At 63.5% G+C, this 13,663-nt stretch carries 14 protein-coding genes; 4 read left to right on the top strand and 10 right to left on the bottom strand.

The annotated features are described in order from the left end of the window. Nucleotides 1–94 precede the first annotated feature (94 nt). Nucleotides 95–1,030, bottom strand: a complete 936-nt coding sequence (locus NFG58_RS10135) for a histone deacetylase family protein (RefSeq protein WP_124804755.1) — start codon at nt 1,028–1,030, stop codon at nt 95–97. Between the two features lie 228 nt (nt 1,031–1,258). On the opposite strand from NFG58_RS10135, the gene NFG58_RS10130 reads away from it, so the two are divergent. Next, entirely contained in the window at nt 1,259–4,006 is a 2,748-nt protein-coding gene (locus NFG58_RS10130; protein ID WP_348828090.1) for a bifunctional acetate--CoA ligase family protein/GNAT family N-acetyltransferase, read from the top strand. Nucleotides 4,007–4,084: 78 nt separating this feature from the next. Here the strand turns inward: NFG58_RS10130 and pdxH are convergent, their stop codons facing one another. Further along, nucleotides 4,085–4,726 carry a pyridoxamine 5'-phosphate oxidase gene (pdxH, locus tag NFG58_RS10125; RefSeq protein ID WP_108133409.1) on the bottom strand — a complete coding sequence of 214 codons (642 nt, stop codon included), beginning with the start codon at nt 4,724–4,726 and terminating at the stop codon, nt 4,085–4,087. Nucleotides 4,727–4,990: 264 nt separating this feature from the next. On the opposite strand from pdxH, the gene NFG58_RS10120 reads away from it, so the two are divergent. After that, nucleotides 4,991–5,818: a cytochrome b/b6 domain-containing protein gene (locus NFG58_RS10120; RefSeq protein ID WP_348828089.1), complete on the top strand. Its 828-nt coding sequence runs from the start codon at nt 4,991–4,993 to the stop codon at nt 5,816–5,818. 12 nt (nt 5,819–5,830) lie between these two features. Here the strand turns inward: NFG58_RS10120 and NFG58_RS10115 are convergent, their stop codons facing one another. From NFG58_RS10115 to NFG58_RS10095, 5 genes are all read right to left on the bottom strand, one after another. Continuing rightward, nucleotides 5,831–6,319, bottom strand: a complete 489-nt coding sequence (locus NFG58_RS10115; RefSeq protein ID WP_348828088.1) for a cytochrome c — start codon at nt 6,317–6,319, stop codon at nt 5,831–5,833. Nucleotides 6,320–6,450: 131 nt separating this feature from the next. Then, nucleotides 6,451–6,855: a DUF2069 domain-containing protein gene (locus NFG58_RS10110; RefSeq protein WP_045992201.1), complete on the bottom strand. Its 405-nt coding sequence runs from the start codon at nt 6,853–6,855 to the stop codon at nt 6,451–6,453. Further along, nucleotides 6,852–7,472, bottom strand: a complete 621-nt coding sequence (wrbA, locus tag NFG58_RS10105; RefSeq protein WP_045992200.1) for an NAD(P)H:quinone oxidoreductase — start codon at nt 7,470–7,472, stop codon at nt 6,852–6,854. The genes NFG58_RS10110 and wrbA overlap by 4 nt, the downstream gene beginning before the upstream one ends. A gap of 71 nt (nt 7,473–7,543) precedes the next feature. Next, a complete protein-coding gene (locus NFG58_RS10100; RefSeq protein WP_108133412.1) occupies nt 7,544–7,894 on the bottom strand; it encodes an arsenate reductase family protein in 351 nt (116 codons plus the stop codon). Between the two features lie 81 nt (nt 7,895–7,975). Next, nucleotides 7,976–8,407, bottom strand: a complete 432-nt coding sequence (locus NFG58_RS10095) for a gamma-glutamylcyclotransferase family protein (RefSeq protein WP_124804750.1) — start codon at nt 8,405–8,407, stop codon at nt 7,976–7,978. A 207-nt stretch (nt 8,408–8,614) separates the two neighbouring features. Here NFG58_RS10095 and smrA point away from each other — a divergent pair, with 207 nt between their 5' ends. Both smrA and NFG58_RS10085 read left to right on the top strand, forming a co-directional pair. Next, nucleotides 8,615–9,232 carry a DNA endonuclease SmrA gene (gene smrA, locus NFG58_RS10090; RefSeq protein WP_108133414.1) on the top strand — a complete coding sequence of 206 codons (618 nt, stop codon included), beginning with the start codon at nt 8,615–8,617 and terminating at the stop codon, nt 9,230–9,232. Between the two features lie 246 nt (nt 9,233–9,478). After that, nucleotides 9,479–9,925 (top strand): hypothetical protein, encoded by a 447-nt coding sequence (locus tag NFG58_RS10085; RefSeq protein WP_222516794.1) that lies wholly within the window; start codon nt 9,479–9,481, stop codon nt 9,923–9,925. 57 nt (nt 9,926–9,982) lie between these two features. On the opposite strand, the gene NFG58_RS10080 is transcribed toward NFG58_RS10085, so the two are convergent. The 3 genes from NFG58_RS10080 to NFG58_RS10070 all read right to left on the bottom strand — a co-directional run bounded on the left by NFG58_RS10080 (nt 9,983) and on the right by NFG58_RS10070 (nt 13,557). Continuing rightward, nucleotides 9,983–10,816 (bottom strand): AraC family transcriptional regulator, encoded by an 834-nt coding sequence (locus NFG58_RS10080; protein ID WP_348828087.1) that lies wholly within the window; start codon nt 10,814–10,816, stop codon nt 9,983–9,985. Nucleotides 10,817–11,369: 553 nt separating this feature from the next. Beyond that, nucleotides 11,370–11,912, bottom strand: a complete 543-nt coding sequence (locus tag NFG58_RS10075) for a DUF934 domain-containing protein (RefSeq protein WP_045992194.1) — start codon at nt 11,910–11,912, stop codon at nt 11,370–11,372. Further along, nucleotides 11,905–13,557: a nitrite/sulfite reductase gene (locus NFG58_RS10070; protein ID WP_045992193.1), complete on the bottom strand. Its 1,653-nt coding sequence runs from the start codon at nt 13,555–13,557 to the stop codon at nt 11,905–11,907. Before NFG58_RS10070 ends, NFG58_RS10075 begins: the two co-directional genes overlap by 8 nt. Between the last annotated feature and the right edge of the window lie 106 nt (nt 13,558–13,663).

The raw sequence follows: 13,663 nt of genomic DNA, 5'->3' as shown, positions 1-13,663 counted from the left end.
GGACAGTGACAGGGACAAGGCAAAGCAAGGGCAAGGGGGTGAGCCAAGCCACCAGGTGAAAGGCGATTCGCCAAGACGGCTCCAGTCGCCGTCGTCAGGGCTGGTAGGCCAACCCCAGCAGGGCCCGCAGATGGGCTTCCACCGAACGTCCCAGCGCCGCCAGGTCATAGCCCCCTTCCAGCACCGAGACGACGCGGCCCTCGGCATGTCGCCGGGCAATATCGAGGATGCCCTGGGTGATCCAGTGGTAGTCCTCGTCGGCGAGACACAACTCTGCCATGGGGTCGTCGCGATGGGCGTCGAAGCCCGCCGAGACCAGTATCAGCTCAGGGCCGAAGTCTTCAAGAGCGGGCCACCAGTCACGCTCGATGGCCGCGCGAAAACCAGCGCTTTCGGTGCCGGCGGGCAGCGGCGTGTGGACCACGTTGGGGTAAGGGGTATCCAGATAGCGCCAGGGGTAGAAGGGATACTGGAAGCTGGTGCAGACCATCACCTCGGGGTCATTCTTGAAGATGTCGATGGTGCCGTTGCACTGGTGGACATCGAAGTCGAGGATGGCGATGCGCCGCGCTCCGTGGACGGCGCGGGCGTGGGCCGCGCCGACGGCAACATTGTTGTAGAAGCAGAAGCCCATGGCCTCCTGGGCCTCGGCGTGGTGACCGGGAGGCCTGACCGCACAGAAGACATTGTCGGCCTGACCGCGGAACACCTGATCGACCCCCTTGACCACGGCGCCGGCGGCCAGACGTGCGGCCTGCAGGCTGTCGCTGTTCATCAGGGTATCGGCGTCGATCGAGGCGTGCCCCTCCTGGGGCGAAGCCTGCTCCAGCCGAGCGAGGTGCGCCTCGGGATGCACGCGCTGCAACTGCTCTTCAGTGGCCTCCCGAGCGTCTGCCTGCATCGCGTGTTGCAGCACGCCAGAGCGCATCAGTTGCGCCCTGATGGCATCGAGTCTCAAGGGACTCTCGGGATGATCCGGCCCCATGTCATGACGCTGGCAGTACGGGTGACTGAGAAAGGCTGTGATCATCGATATCTCCGACTGGTCTGGCGCCACCTTAGGAGTAATACGGACCCCGAGACAGTGGCAAATGGTCGAAGCGTGATGCCAAGGATGCCTTGTTCCTGGTCAAGCTAGCGCTGGACGTGGTTGTGGGGTAGCGCCACACTCCGGCACTATTTCCATAACGTTCAAGTGCGCAAGTCCGCACAATTCGCCGCCAGGGTGTCGGCTACCCGTCGCCTGAGGAGACCACCTGTGAGCACCCAGTTTCTTCGTCGCTTTTTCGATCCCGCCTCGATCGCCGTGGTGGGTGCCTCCGAGAAGCCTGAGTCCACGGGTGGGCAGGTCATTCGCAATCTGCTTGACGGCGGCTACGGCGGCAAGCTGTGGGCGGTCAACCCCAAGGGGTACGCCAGCGTCCACGGGGTCGAGTGCGTCGCTCGCACCTCTCAACTTCCCGAGGTGGTGGACCTGGCGATCCTGTGTTCGCCGGTCTCGACCCTGCCGAAACTGTTGAGCCGGCTGGGTGAACGCGGGGTGCGAGCGGCCCTGGTGCTGTCCGGTGGCAGTCAGCTCGAACAGGACGAAGGCGGCAAGTCGTCGATCCGCCAGCGCATGCTCGATGCGGCCCGGTCCTCCGGCATTCGAATACTGGGGCCGGAGTGCATGGGCTTGATCGTGCCGGGACGACGGCTCAATGCGTCCTACTCCAGTCATACGGTGCCCAGGGGCAAGGTGGCGTATCTGGGGCAGTCGGGCATGCTGGCCAACGCCATGATCGACTGGGCGGCCGGGCGCGGGATCGGCTTTTCTCACCTGCTGACGTTGGGGGAAAGCGTCGATGTCATGCTTCCCGACCTGATCGACTACATCAACCAGAATTCGCCCACCCAGGCGATCCTGTTGCACCTTGAACGGGTCCACGACGCCCAGCACTTCATGACCGCCGTGCGTGATGCGTCGCGCAATCGGCTGGTACTGGCGATCAAGAGTGGCAGGACCAGCCAAGCCGACCTCAGCGGCCTGCCACCGACGCCAGGCGTCACCCATCGTGATCGGGTCTTCGATGCGGCCTTCGCGCGTGCGGGCGTGGTAAGGGTCAACGATTCCGACGAGCTGTATGACGCCCTGGAGACACTGTCACGGATGCGCCCACTCAAGGGTGACCGTCTGGCGATCGTATCCAACGGGCTGGGGCCGGCCATGCTGGCCATCGACAAGTTGATCAACGCCGGAGGTCGTCTGGCCGAATTCGAGGAGGCTACCCAGACATCGCTGCGTGAGCGAGACCTCGATATCAGCAAGCCCGGCGAAAACCCGGTGGATCTCGGGGGCTACGCCACCCCGGAACGCTTCGTGGCGGCGTTGGAGATCGTCGCCGCCGACCCCAATGTGGACGCCGTACTGGTGGTCCATGCTCCGACGCGTCTGGCGCCTTCCAAGGCGACCGCCGAGGCGCTGATCCGTGAACGCAAGCGCTTTCGGCGTAACTTGTTGACCAGCTGGATGGGCTTCGAACAGGCGATCGGCGCTCGTCACCTGTGTCACGAAGCGGGTGTACCCACCTATCTGTCGCCGGAGAAGGCGGTGAAGGCCTTCATGCACATGGTCGACTATCAGCGGGTCCAGTCGTTATTGCAGCAGACGCCCCCGAGCCTGCCGTTTTCGACCTCGGCCGAGGTGCGAGAGCGCTGCCACCGGCTGATCGACGAGGTGCTCGCCGATGGTCGCGAGAGCCTGACCCATAGCGAGACCGCCCAGGTGCTCAAGGCCTACGGCCTGCCAGTGGCGGAGAGTCGCTATCCCGACGGTGCCCAGGCCGCCGAGGAGGCCGCCCGGGAGCTGACGGGCCCCTTCGCAATCAAGATCGTGCACGACGGCAACAGTCGGCCATTTCGTTACCGGCGACATCCTCACAAGCTGTCGGCGGGGCTGGTCCAGGATCTGGCCAGACCCGGCGACGTGGCCGAGGCGGTGGATCGCCTCAGCGAGAAGGTCTCCGAGAAATTTCCCGGCTTTCGCGTGCGAGAGTTCTGCCTCCAGCCCATGCAACGTGGCAAGCATTCGATGCAGCTGTGCGCGGGCATCACCCGGGATCCGGTCTTCGGACCACTGATTCTATTCGGCATCGGCGGCTACAAGGTCAATATTCTGGCGGATCGACAGGTCTCTCTGCCGCCCTTGAACATGACGCTGGCCGCGGACATGGTGTCTCGTACCCACGCCGCGCGGCTGATTCGTGAGCACTCGAGTGATCCACAGCGCGATGAACAAAGGCTGTGCCAACTACTGGTGACCCTGTCGCAGATGGCCACCGACCTGCCTCGGCTGCGTGGTCTCGAGATCAACCCGCTGCTGCTAAATCGCGACGGCATGGTGGCGGTGGACTTCGCCATGGACCTCGGTTCTCCGGCGCGCTTCGCGATCATGCCCTATCCCGAAGAACTGAGGGAGTGGGTCAAGCTCAGAAACGGCTGGGACGTCGAGTTCAGGCCCATTCGGGCTGAAGATGCCCCGCTGATTACCGACTTCCACGGACAGTTGTCCGAGGAGAGCATCCGCTTTCGCTACTTCCACAACAAGACCGATTTAAGCCAGGGCGATCTGTCGCGCCTGGCCCATATCAACTACGACCGACAGATGGCGTTTATCGCCGAGCGTCTTTGCGAAGACGGCAGCAAGGAGATGCTGGGGGTGGTTCGGGTCTGGAACGATCCCGACAATATCCGAACCGAGTTTTCGATCATCATCCGCGATGACCTTCAGGGGCTCGGTATCGGCAGTCGTCTGATGGAAAAGATGATCCGCTACTGCAAGGGGGTCGGCACCCTGGAGATGGTCGGCAAGATCATGATCGACAATCACCCCATGCGCGCACTGATGAAGCACCTCGGGTTCCGACAAAGCTTCAACATGGAGGAGCAGGTGGTGGACGCAGTGCTGCGCCTCAACGAGCCGGGCAACGATTGGCAGCGCCACCGCCTGGAACGGCCGATGGAGTAGCAGGTCGGTTCGATTCCAGGACCGCCGGCCTGGCCTCCCGCCTGTGCTTGCAAGGCGGGAGCCGGTCGGATGATTCGTTCAGGGTGCCAGCCGCACCACTTCCCAGTGGCCATCGCGGCGGCCGTAGCGAACCCGGTCATGCAGGCGACTGGGCTGTCCTTGCCAGAACTCGATCATTTCGGGGACGACGCGGTAGCCGCCCCAGTGCACCGGGCGCGGGATATCCTGGCCTTCGTAGGCCTTCTCGAAGCGCCGCTGGCGCTGCTCGATCCAGTCGCGATCGGGGATGACCACGCTCTGGGTGGCGATCCAGGCCCCGAGCTGGCTGCCGCGGGGACGGCTTGCAAAATACTCGTCCGACTCCTGCTCGGCGACCTGCTCGGTGCGTCCCTCGATGCGCACCTGGCGCGCCAGCTTGGGCCACCAGAAGGTCAGGGCCGCATGGGGGACGTTGGCCAGTTCGCTACCCTTGTGGCTGTGATAGTTGGTGTAGAAGACCATCCCGTTTTGATCGAACCCCTTGAGCAGCACCACCCGCGCGTGGGGCAGGCCCTGGCTGTCCACGGTCGACAGGGTCATGGCATTGGCATCCTGGGGATCGGTATCCAGGGCCAGGGCGAACCACTCATCGAACATGGTGAAGGGATCCTTGGGTACCTGGCCTTCGTCCAGGCTGCCGCCTTCATAGTCACGTCGAATGTCCGCAATATCACGGGTCATCGGTATCTCCGGTGGAATCAGACAAAAAAAGGACGGCCACTAGGGGTACCGTCGTCCAATTGATAAATCATCGCACCTTGTGTCCGAGATGTCGCCCCGCGTCGCCGGGAACACCACCGTCATCGTCGCGAGTCATGATGAATGTCAGCTGCTACAGCTTTAGCAAGTACCGCTTTGGCAAGGCGCCACCACAGGGAGTGGCTATCTTGAGTATATCGTCACTGGCGCCAGGCGTGGTGCCTTTATCAGCGAGGGGGAGCGACCATGCCATCTGTCGAGTCAACGTCAGCCGCCGAGCACAGGCCGTCAGGGCGTAGCCGGCGTGTCTGGAGCCTGGCCATCCGGCTATTCCACTGGGGGCTGGTGGTCTGCGTTGTACTCTCATTCCTGACCATGAAGGTGGAGACCGACCTGTTCGACTTTCCGCAGAACGTGCACGCCAGGGCTGGGCTGATAGCGCTTGGGCTTTTGCTGTTTCGCTGGGGGTGGGCGCTGGTCGGCGATCACCACGCGCGCATCGGCTCCTGGCTGCGCTCTCCCTCGGTAACGCTGGCCTATGCCAGAGACCTGATGAAGCGACGTGCCGATATCTTTGCCGGTCACAATCCGCTGGGGGGCTGGGCGGTGCTGGCGATGCTGACGAGCCTGACGATTCAGGCGCTGACGGGGCTCTTTGTCACCGATGACATCTTCTTCGAGGCGCCGCTGCATACCCTGGTGCCAGCAGCAGTCAGCGACACGGCTCTGTGGATTCATCACCTCAACGCGAATGTGCTGCTGGCGCTGATCGTGCTTCACCTGGGGGCACTGGTGGCCCATCGCTGCCTCGGCGAGCGACTGGTAGGCGCCATGTTCAGCGGCCGCAAGACGCTGCCGCGGGGTGCGCACTGGGCCGAGACGGACGCAGAGACCCACCAGCAACCAGAGCAACAGTCAGATCAAGAGTCAGATCGGGCGTCAGATCACCAGCAAGGGCAACGTGGAAGCAGCGGCAAGGGGGTAGAGCCTGGCCGCTCGGCCCTGATGGTGCGAGCGGCGCTGCTGGCCCTGTTCAGTACGGGGTGTGTGATGTGGCTGTGGGGGCGCTTGTGAAACGCCGAAGGCTCACTCGGCGCGGAAGTTGTCGTGACACCCCTTGCAGGTATTGCCGACGGTGGCCACCTGCTTGAACAGCGCGTCCTGGTCACCACCATCGGCCATCTCGGCGAGTTTTGCGGTTTCCTCGATCAGGGTGTGGTAGCGCTGGTCGAAGTCTTCGTAGTCATCGGCGATGTCCGCCAGGGCATCGGTATCGACGCCATGGTCGTCTCCCTGCAGTGAGCCCTTGACGAAACCTTCCCAGGGTAGCGGCGCCACGGCGGCGAGGCGACGCGCCTTCTCGAGAAACAGTTCGGCGTCGAAGTCGCGCTTGCCCTGGGCCATCGCGCCCAGCGGGCCGATCTGCCAGGCCATCACGCCCAGCGCATCCTGACGGTATTCGATGGCGTCTTCGATCTCGACGCTGGCATCGGGGAGTTCCTCGGCGAGTGCACAGGCGCTGGCCAACGTTAGTCCAAGTCCGGTCACGAGGGCATGCAACGGGGTCACGGTCATTGTCCTTACTCCTTGCCTGGCGACATGGGCCGGGCGTTATCGAGGATGGCGTCGCGAATGCAACGACATCCTCAAGATAGCAAGGAGAGAGGCTGCCGCCAGAAGGGCATGACGGTCGGCCTGAACAAGAGCTATGAATTGCCCTGGTGCTGTCGCATCTGACGAGAGCGAAAGCGTGCGTAGCCCATGCAGCCGGTAAACAGCACCAGCGCCACCAGTGCCTCAGCGACGCCACGCAGACCGAGTCCCGGCAGGGTGGCGATCATCACCCCCTGGGCGAAGTAGAGCAGACTGACGAAGGCCAGCCAGGCATGGCCCCGTGGACGGCGGGTCAGGATGGATGGCAGAAACAGCACAAGAGGCAGCACGAAGGCGATCATCGGACCGAAACGATTGCCGTCGGCTTCCACCGCGATACCGCGGTACACCATCATTGCCAGCAGCAGGCCAAAGCCGACCAGCACCAGCTGGCGCGACTGTCGGGTCAGGCGGTCAAGCCCGCGGCGCTGTTCTACCCCCTCAAGCCAGGCTCTCATGAGGCCCCCTTGCGGGCGTCAGCCAGAGCGAGCGTCAGCCGCGCCAGGCGCGCGCCCTGGGCGAAGGCCAGCTCACGCTCGTGTTCGTCCAGCGGGCGATCGCTGCGAACGCCAGCCAGGTGGCTGACGCCGTAGGGGGTGCCTCCGCCCTGGGTGCGGGTCAGGGCCGTCTCGCTGTAGGGCAGCCCGGCGTAGACCATGCCATGGTGGAGCAGCGGCATCAGCATCGTTACCAGCGTCGTCTCCTGGCCGCCGTGCAGGCTCGAGGTGGAGGTGAAGGCGGTGGCGGGCTTGTCGATCAGCGCTCCTGACAGCCACAGCTCGCTGGTGCCGTCGAGAAAGTGCTTGAGAGGAGCCGCCATGTTGCCGAAGCGTGTGGGGCTGCCGAGCGCCAGGCCACTGGCGTTGCGAAGATCGTCGAGGTCAGCGTAGATAGCGCCTTCGGCGGGAATTTCCGGGTCCACCGCTTCACAGGTCGGTGACACCGGAGCCACGGTACGCAGGCGAGCATCGACGCCGGCGACAGACTCGACACCGGCGGCGATGCGCTCGGCCAGCGCCCGGGTGGCGCCCTGGCGGGAGTAGTAGAGGACCAGAACGTAGGGCAGATCCGACATGCACTTTCCTTATGGCAAGAGCCTATGGGTTGACGAAAGCCCGAGGCAACGGGCGAAGAGGCTGGCTGGCCTCAACTCTCCAGCAGTGACGTGATGGCCTCGGGCGGGCGGCCGATTACCGCTCGCTCGCCGTTGTCGAGAATCGGGCGCTGGAGGATTCGAGGATGGGCCAGGATGGCAGCCACCACCTGGGATTCATCCTCACGGTCGGCGCCCAGACTCTTCCATTCGGTCTCGTTGGCGCGCACCAGGTCGCTGAGCTTGCCGTCCAGCCGGGCGATCAGGCCACGCAATTCCTCACCGTCCAGGGGATCGTCGAGGTAGCGGCGGACCTGGACCTCGGCGCCGGCCTGCTCCAGCAGGGCAAGGGCTTCGCGGGACTTCGAACAGCGAGGGTTATGCAATAGCGTGAGTGCAGCCATGACAGCTCCGGTCGAGTGGGAATCGGCGGCTATTGTAGATCGCCGGCGCGACCGGCCACAACGACGCGCCGCCAAGACAGGTCATTGCTCGAGAAGGCGATAGGCCCAGACCTCAGCGCCGCGAGCGAGGGTTAGCCTGACGCGCTCGTAGCGCACGCCCAGACGCTCGTAGCGGTCCAGTTCGGCCAGGGTCTCGCTATCCACCGCCAGTAGCTGTCCGGCCACCTGGTCGTCACGATCGACCTCCAGGTCGAGCCCCTCTCGGCGATACCCCGGGAGCAGTGCGGGCGTCGACTCGAGTCTTTCTCCGGTCACCAGCCAGCGCACCCATGGGGAGCGCAGGGTGCCGTAGACAAAGACTGGGTGGGGGCCGTCAGCGGACTGCTCCATGGCAGCCGGAGGTGTATAGCCATAGGGGCTCTGGTAGGTGTACCAGAACCAGCCATAAAGGCCGATGATCAGTGCGCCAACAAGACAGAGCAGGCGGGCAAGCCAGAGCGTCAGGGTGTTCATGGGGACCAGTGACAAATGAGCGGTGTGTGCCGGAAATCGAAAGGTGGCGTGTCTCGCTTGACTAGCCTCTCACCAGGCGGCCGGCTTGTCGAACCGAGGTCGCCCGCTATTCATTCCCGCTAGCCATTCCTTCTATCCTTTCCCTCTATCGGCGGCGGTCCCGGCCTTGCTAGGATAAAGATTCCCGCCAAGACGAGGAGGTGCCCCATGAGCGAATTTCTCCGCGCCGAGTCTTTTGATGGTGCCCATGATGATGTGGACTTCAAGGCCATGATGGGGGACGTCCAACCACTGCGCCAGGCCAACAATCGTGCCGATGCCGGCCGTCGCCGAGGCGCGCCAACCGAATCACAGCTGGCCAGGCGTCGTCATGCCCTGAGTGGAGACGACGGGCTTGATGGTCTCAGTGACGACTTCGTCGATCTGGTGCCTCCCTTCGATCCGCTGGAATACCGCCGCGATGGCATTCAGACCGGGGTGGTCGAGCGCCTGCGGCAGGGCGGCTATCCGGTGCAGGCCAGTCTTCACCTGCTGCGGCGCCCGTTGCATGAATGCCGGGGGAGTCTGCCCCAGTTCATCCGCGACGCCTACGCGGCCGATCTGCGCTCGGTGTTGATCGTCCATGGACGCAGCCGCGAGATCGATGGCGCCGCCAATGTGCTGCGCTCCTGTCTGGCCAAGTGGCTACCCGCCCTCGACGAGGTCCAGGCGTTCGTGTCTGCTCAGGAGGCTGACGGTGGACTCGGCGCCACCTGGGTGATGCTCAGGAAGAGCGAGCGCGCCCGCGCGGCGAACCGCGAACGCCAGCAGAAGCGTCGCGGATAGACCTGGCGAAGCCTGTTGCGGCTTCCCGGCCGCTTTCCTGCATCGATCCTCTTTTTTATTTCCTTTCCACCCGGCGCCATCCTGCAGATGGCGCCGTATCGCTTGCGTGGCCTCGCCAAGGACGCCATCGAGACAATCGGCATCAAGTTGGAACAGTCTGCACTGGCTGCCGCGACTAGGGTTCCTATAGCGCGATAGTGGCAAGCAATGCGCTGGCAGGGTCACGGCAAGGTGGGGAGCGACTTGATGAGTCATCCACTGCCGGTGCAGTGGCCTTACGACGTCATTCAGTTGGCAGGGGGCTACATGATCATCGCGGAACTTCACGACCACTGGCAGTGGTTCAAGCATCACTCGATACCTACCTTGGGGCACCGCTACTGGCACTGCGATGAGCTGATGCCATTGCTGCGCCGGCTGGACCGGGCGAACCGGCGGATTCAGGACTTCGGCCCGGTATTCACCGACCATGACCAGCAAAAGCTGGATCATCTGCGTGATCGCGCCATGGCACTAGTCGAGCAGGCGAGTGAAACGGCGACAAGGTGTCAGCAGCGGCTGGCGCTGGGCGACCAGGGGAGCTCTCGACCGCTTGACGAGCAAGAGCGGGCCTTGCTGCTGTCTTTCTACACGCTTCACGTCATCGAGCCTCTGGAGGATGCCCGGGCCCATCTGCTCGAAGAGCTTGGCTAGTCGACCTCTGGCATCGGGGGCGGAGACGACAGACAAGGACGTTGATGTCGCCAGACATCAGAGCAGCAACTGACGCTCGCACCACTCTCGGTGCCAGTCCTGGGGGCTGGCACCGTATTGACGCTTGAAGGCACGGGTGAAGCTGGCGGCGTTAAGGTAGCCACAATGGTACGAAAGCTGATCGATGCTGGGCGGATGGCGGGTCTTGAGTCTGGCCCTTGCCTGTTCCAGCCGGGTGCGCCTGAGCGTCTCGGCCACGCTCTCTGGGTGGTCGCTAAAGGCGCGGTAGAGCCCGGCACGGGAGCAGCCCAAGGCGTGAGCGATGCTGTCGACGTTCAACCGAGGCTCACCGGCGTGCAGTTCGATATAACGACAGGCGGCATTCATCAGGCTTTCGCGCTGGGTCGCCTCCCACTCGAGCGACAGCGGCCCTTTCAACTGCGCCAGCGCTACCAGGCTCATGTCGCGAGCGGTATCCAGTGCGCAGGCCAAGTCCTCGCCGGCGAGGGCCTCTTGCTCCTTGATGACGCCAAGCAGATGGGTCGTGAGCAACCGGGTCATGGCGTTGTCGGGAAGGCTGAAGGGGCTCGACTCGGCCCGCGTCAGCGCATCAGGCGCCCTGGCCTTGACCTGGGGCCGGGGAATCATCAGGTACAGCATCGAGTGCTGCATGGCGAGGCTGGACAGGGGCTGGAGGCTATCCAGTACCACCAGACCACTCTGGCTGGTGACACGATGTCGCTGGCCGTCGGCTTGCTGTAGGCGTGCTTCCCCCGCGAGCGTCAGGCTGACCAGCACAAAGTCGCTGTTGTCCTGGGCAAAGTGAGCAGCGGTGTCGTCGTTGGTACACCAGCCAAGGACGGCACCACCAGCGCTTGAAGCACTGATCACGCAGGCTCGATAGTCGTCAGCGCGCCGGCCTTGGGGAAGCTCGAGCTGTATGTCGGAATGCAGGCTGCGCCAATAGTCGAAGCGCAACTCGGGTGCTACCGACATTGTCGAATAGCGCTGAAAGGCCGCCAGGGGGGATGGCGCTTCGCTGGACATAAGGAGCCTGAACAAGTTCTGGGGTGCGTGATCATCATCTGTTGCGCGTTCGAGCAGCGGCGCTTGTTCAGCATAGATCACTACGCCAACTGGTTCGGCGGCCAGTGGCGAGCTACCTCCAATGCCTGAGAAAAAGATGAGATTGGCTCGTCTTTCAGGATCGCTGGCTTACATATTGTGCATGGATGGGCATGGGCTGACATGAAACGCGGCGCATCGATATCCCATCTGCTGGTGCCCCTTCCACCAAACACGACAATGCCGCGATTCCTGCTGGCGCCAGCCTGTCACCACTGGGGCGACGGCGCCGGAGATCGCGGCATTGTTGATGGTGATGCTTCCTGCTTGCCTGGCAGGAGGTCGGTCGAACCAGGCAAGCCGTCCAACCCGGATAGGGTCAGGCGACGGCGGTTTCGCGCTGGCGTTCACGCGCCTCGCGCTGACGGCGCAGGAACATCGGCTCCGGGTTGTCGACGGACACCTGGTAGTGGCGCGAGAACACCGTGAGCGAGGCCAGGGCGTCTTCCACGACCTGGTCTTCGCGCAGCGAAAAGGCGTCGAAGCCACAGCGTGCCATATAGGACAACTGGTCGATCAGCACGTCGCCCACGGCACGGATCTCGCCCTTGAAACCGTGACGCTCCCTGAGTACCCGGGCCAGCGAATAGCCGCGGCCGTCGGTAAACTTGGGAAAGTCGATGGCGATCAGCGGCGCGTCTCTGAGTGCGGCGACGGTGTCCTCATCGAGCTGGGTGTCGCTGGGTAGCCAGGGCGCCAGGTCGTCGCGACGCTCTGCGGCCAGCCAGACGTCCAGGCGGACGATGGTCATGGGCTTGACGGGGGTTGCACCCTCGTCATCGACGTCAGACTGGAGCACCCAGGCGTCTTCCACCAGGCGGCGTTCCTTGATCAGCGGGCGTTGCGGCGTCTGCTCAGGCATAAACGTGCTCCTTGAAGGGTTTCAGACCGATGCGGCGATAGGTGTCGATGAAGGTTTCGTCGGCTTCGCGGGCGCCAACATACACCTGCAGCACCTTGTCGATGACCTCCGGCACATCTTCGCGGAAGAAGGAGGGGCCGAGGATCTTGCCCAGCGAGGATTCGTTGCCCTGACTGCCGCCGAGGGATATCTGGTAATACTCCTCGCCTTTCTTGTCCACGCCGAGAATGCCGATGTGGCCGACGTGGTGATGACCGCAGGCGTTCATGCAGCCGGAAATGTTGAGATCCAGCGGGCCAAGGTCGTAGAGGAAGTCGAGGCTGTCGAAGCGCTCCTGGATCGCCTGGGCCACCGGAATGGACTTGGCGTTGGCCAGGGCGCAGTAGTCGCCGCCAGGGCAGCAGATAAGGTCCGCCAGGGTGCCCACGGTGGGGTTGGCCAGGCGCAGCTCCTCGAGCTTGTGCCACAACTCCTCGATGCGGTCGACGGCCACGTCGGACAGCACCAGATTCTGCTCGTGGGTCACCCGCAGCTCGCCGAAGCTGTACTCGTCGGCCAGGTCGGCGATCTGGGCCATCTGCTCGGAGGTGACGTCACCCGGCGAGTGACCACTGCGCTTGAGTGACAGGGTGACGGCCTTGTAGCCCGGCACCTTGTGGTCGGTGACGTTGTTGGTGACGAAGCGGGCGAAGGCCCGGTTGTCCCGACGCAACGCCTCGAAGGCCTCGATGGCGGCGTCATCCACCTTGCGACGGGGCGGATCGACGAAGTGCGCCGCCATGTCGTCGATGGCCTGCTGATTGAGGGTCTGGGCGCCGTCCTTGAGGTGGGCCCATTCTTCCTCGACGCGCCGCCGCATCTCGTCGATGCCGAGTGCCTTGGTCAGGATCTTGATGCGCGCCTTGAACTTGTTGTCGCGGCGACCGAACTGGTTGTAGACCCGCAACACTGCCTCGAGGTAGGTCAGCAGGTGCTGCCAGGGCAGGTCCTCGCAGATGGTCTCGCCGATCATCGGAGTACGGCCGAGACCGCCACCGACCAGCACCTTCACGCGGACGTCGCCGGCGTCGTTGCGCCACAGACGCAGACCGATGTCGTGGACCTGAATGGCGGCACGATCCTCGGCGGCGCCGGTCACGGCGATCTTGAACTTGCGCGGCAGGTAGTAGAACTCCGGGTGGAAGGTCGACCACTGACGAATCAGCTCACACCAGGGACGCGGATCCACTTCTTCATCGGCAGCGATGCCGGCGAACTGGTCGGTGGTGGTGTTGCGGATATCGTTGCCGCTGGTCTGGATCGAGTGCATCTGCACGCTGGCGAGCTGTGCCAGCATTTCGGGCACGTCCTCGAGCTTCGGCCAGTTCAGCTGAAGATTGGTACGGGTGGTGAAGTGGCCGTAGCCGCGGTCATAGCGGGCGGCCAGCTCACCGAGCTTGCGCAGCTGGTAGGAGGCCAGCATGCCATAGGGGATGGCGATGCGAAGCATGGGCGCGTAACGCTGTACGTACAGACCGTTCTGCACCCGGATCGGGAGGAATTCTTCCTCGCTGATCTTGCCTTCGAGGTAGCGACGCATCTGGTCGCGGAACTGTGCGACGCGTTCGTCGACCAGGGTCTGATCATGGTTGTCGTAGCGATACATTCAGCGCGTTCCTGCAGCCAGGGAATGACGGGACGTTGCGGGTTACTCTACCTGCACGCCATTATGCTATAAAAGAATAAATAGTCATAGTTTGGGTGCAAAAGGT

It is taken from the genome of Halomonas sp. RT37 (assembly GCF_040070525.1).
GTDB classification, from domain to species: Bacteria; Pseudomonadota; Gammaproteobacteria; order Pseudomonadales; family Halomonadaceae; genus Halomonas; species Halomonas litopenaei.
This window is presented reverse-complemented; position numbering and strand designations above follow the sequence as displayed.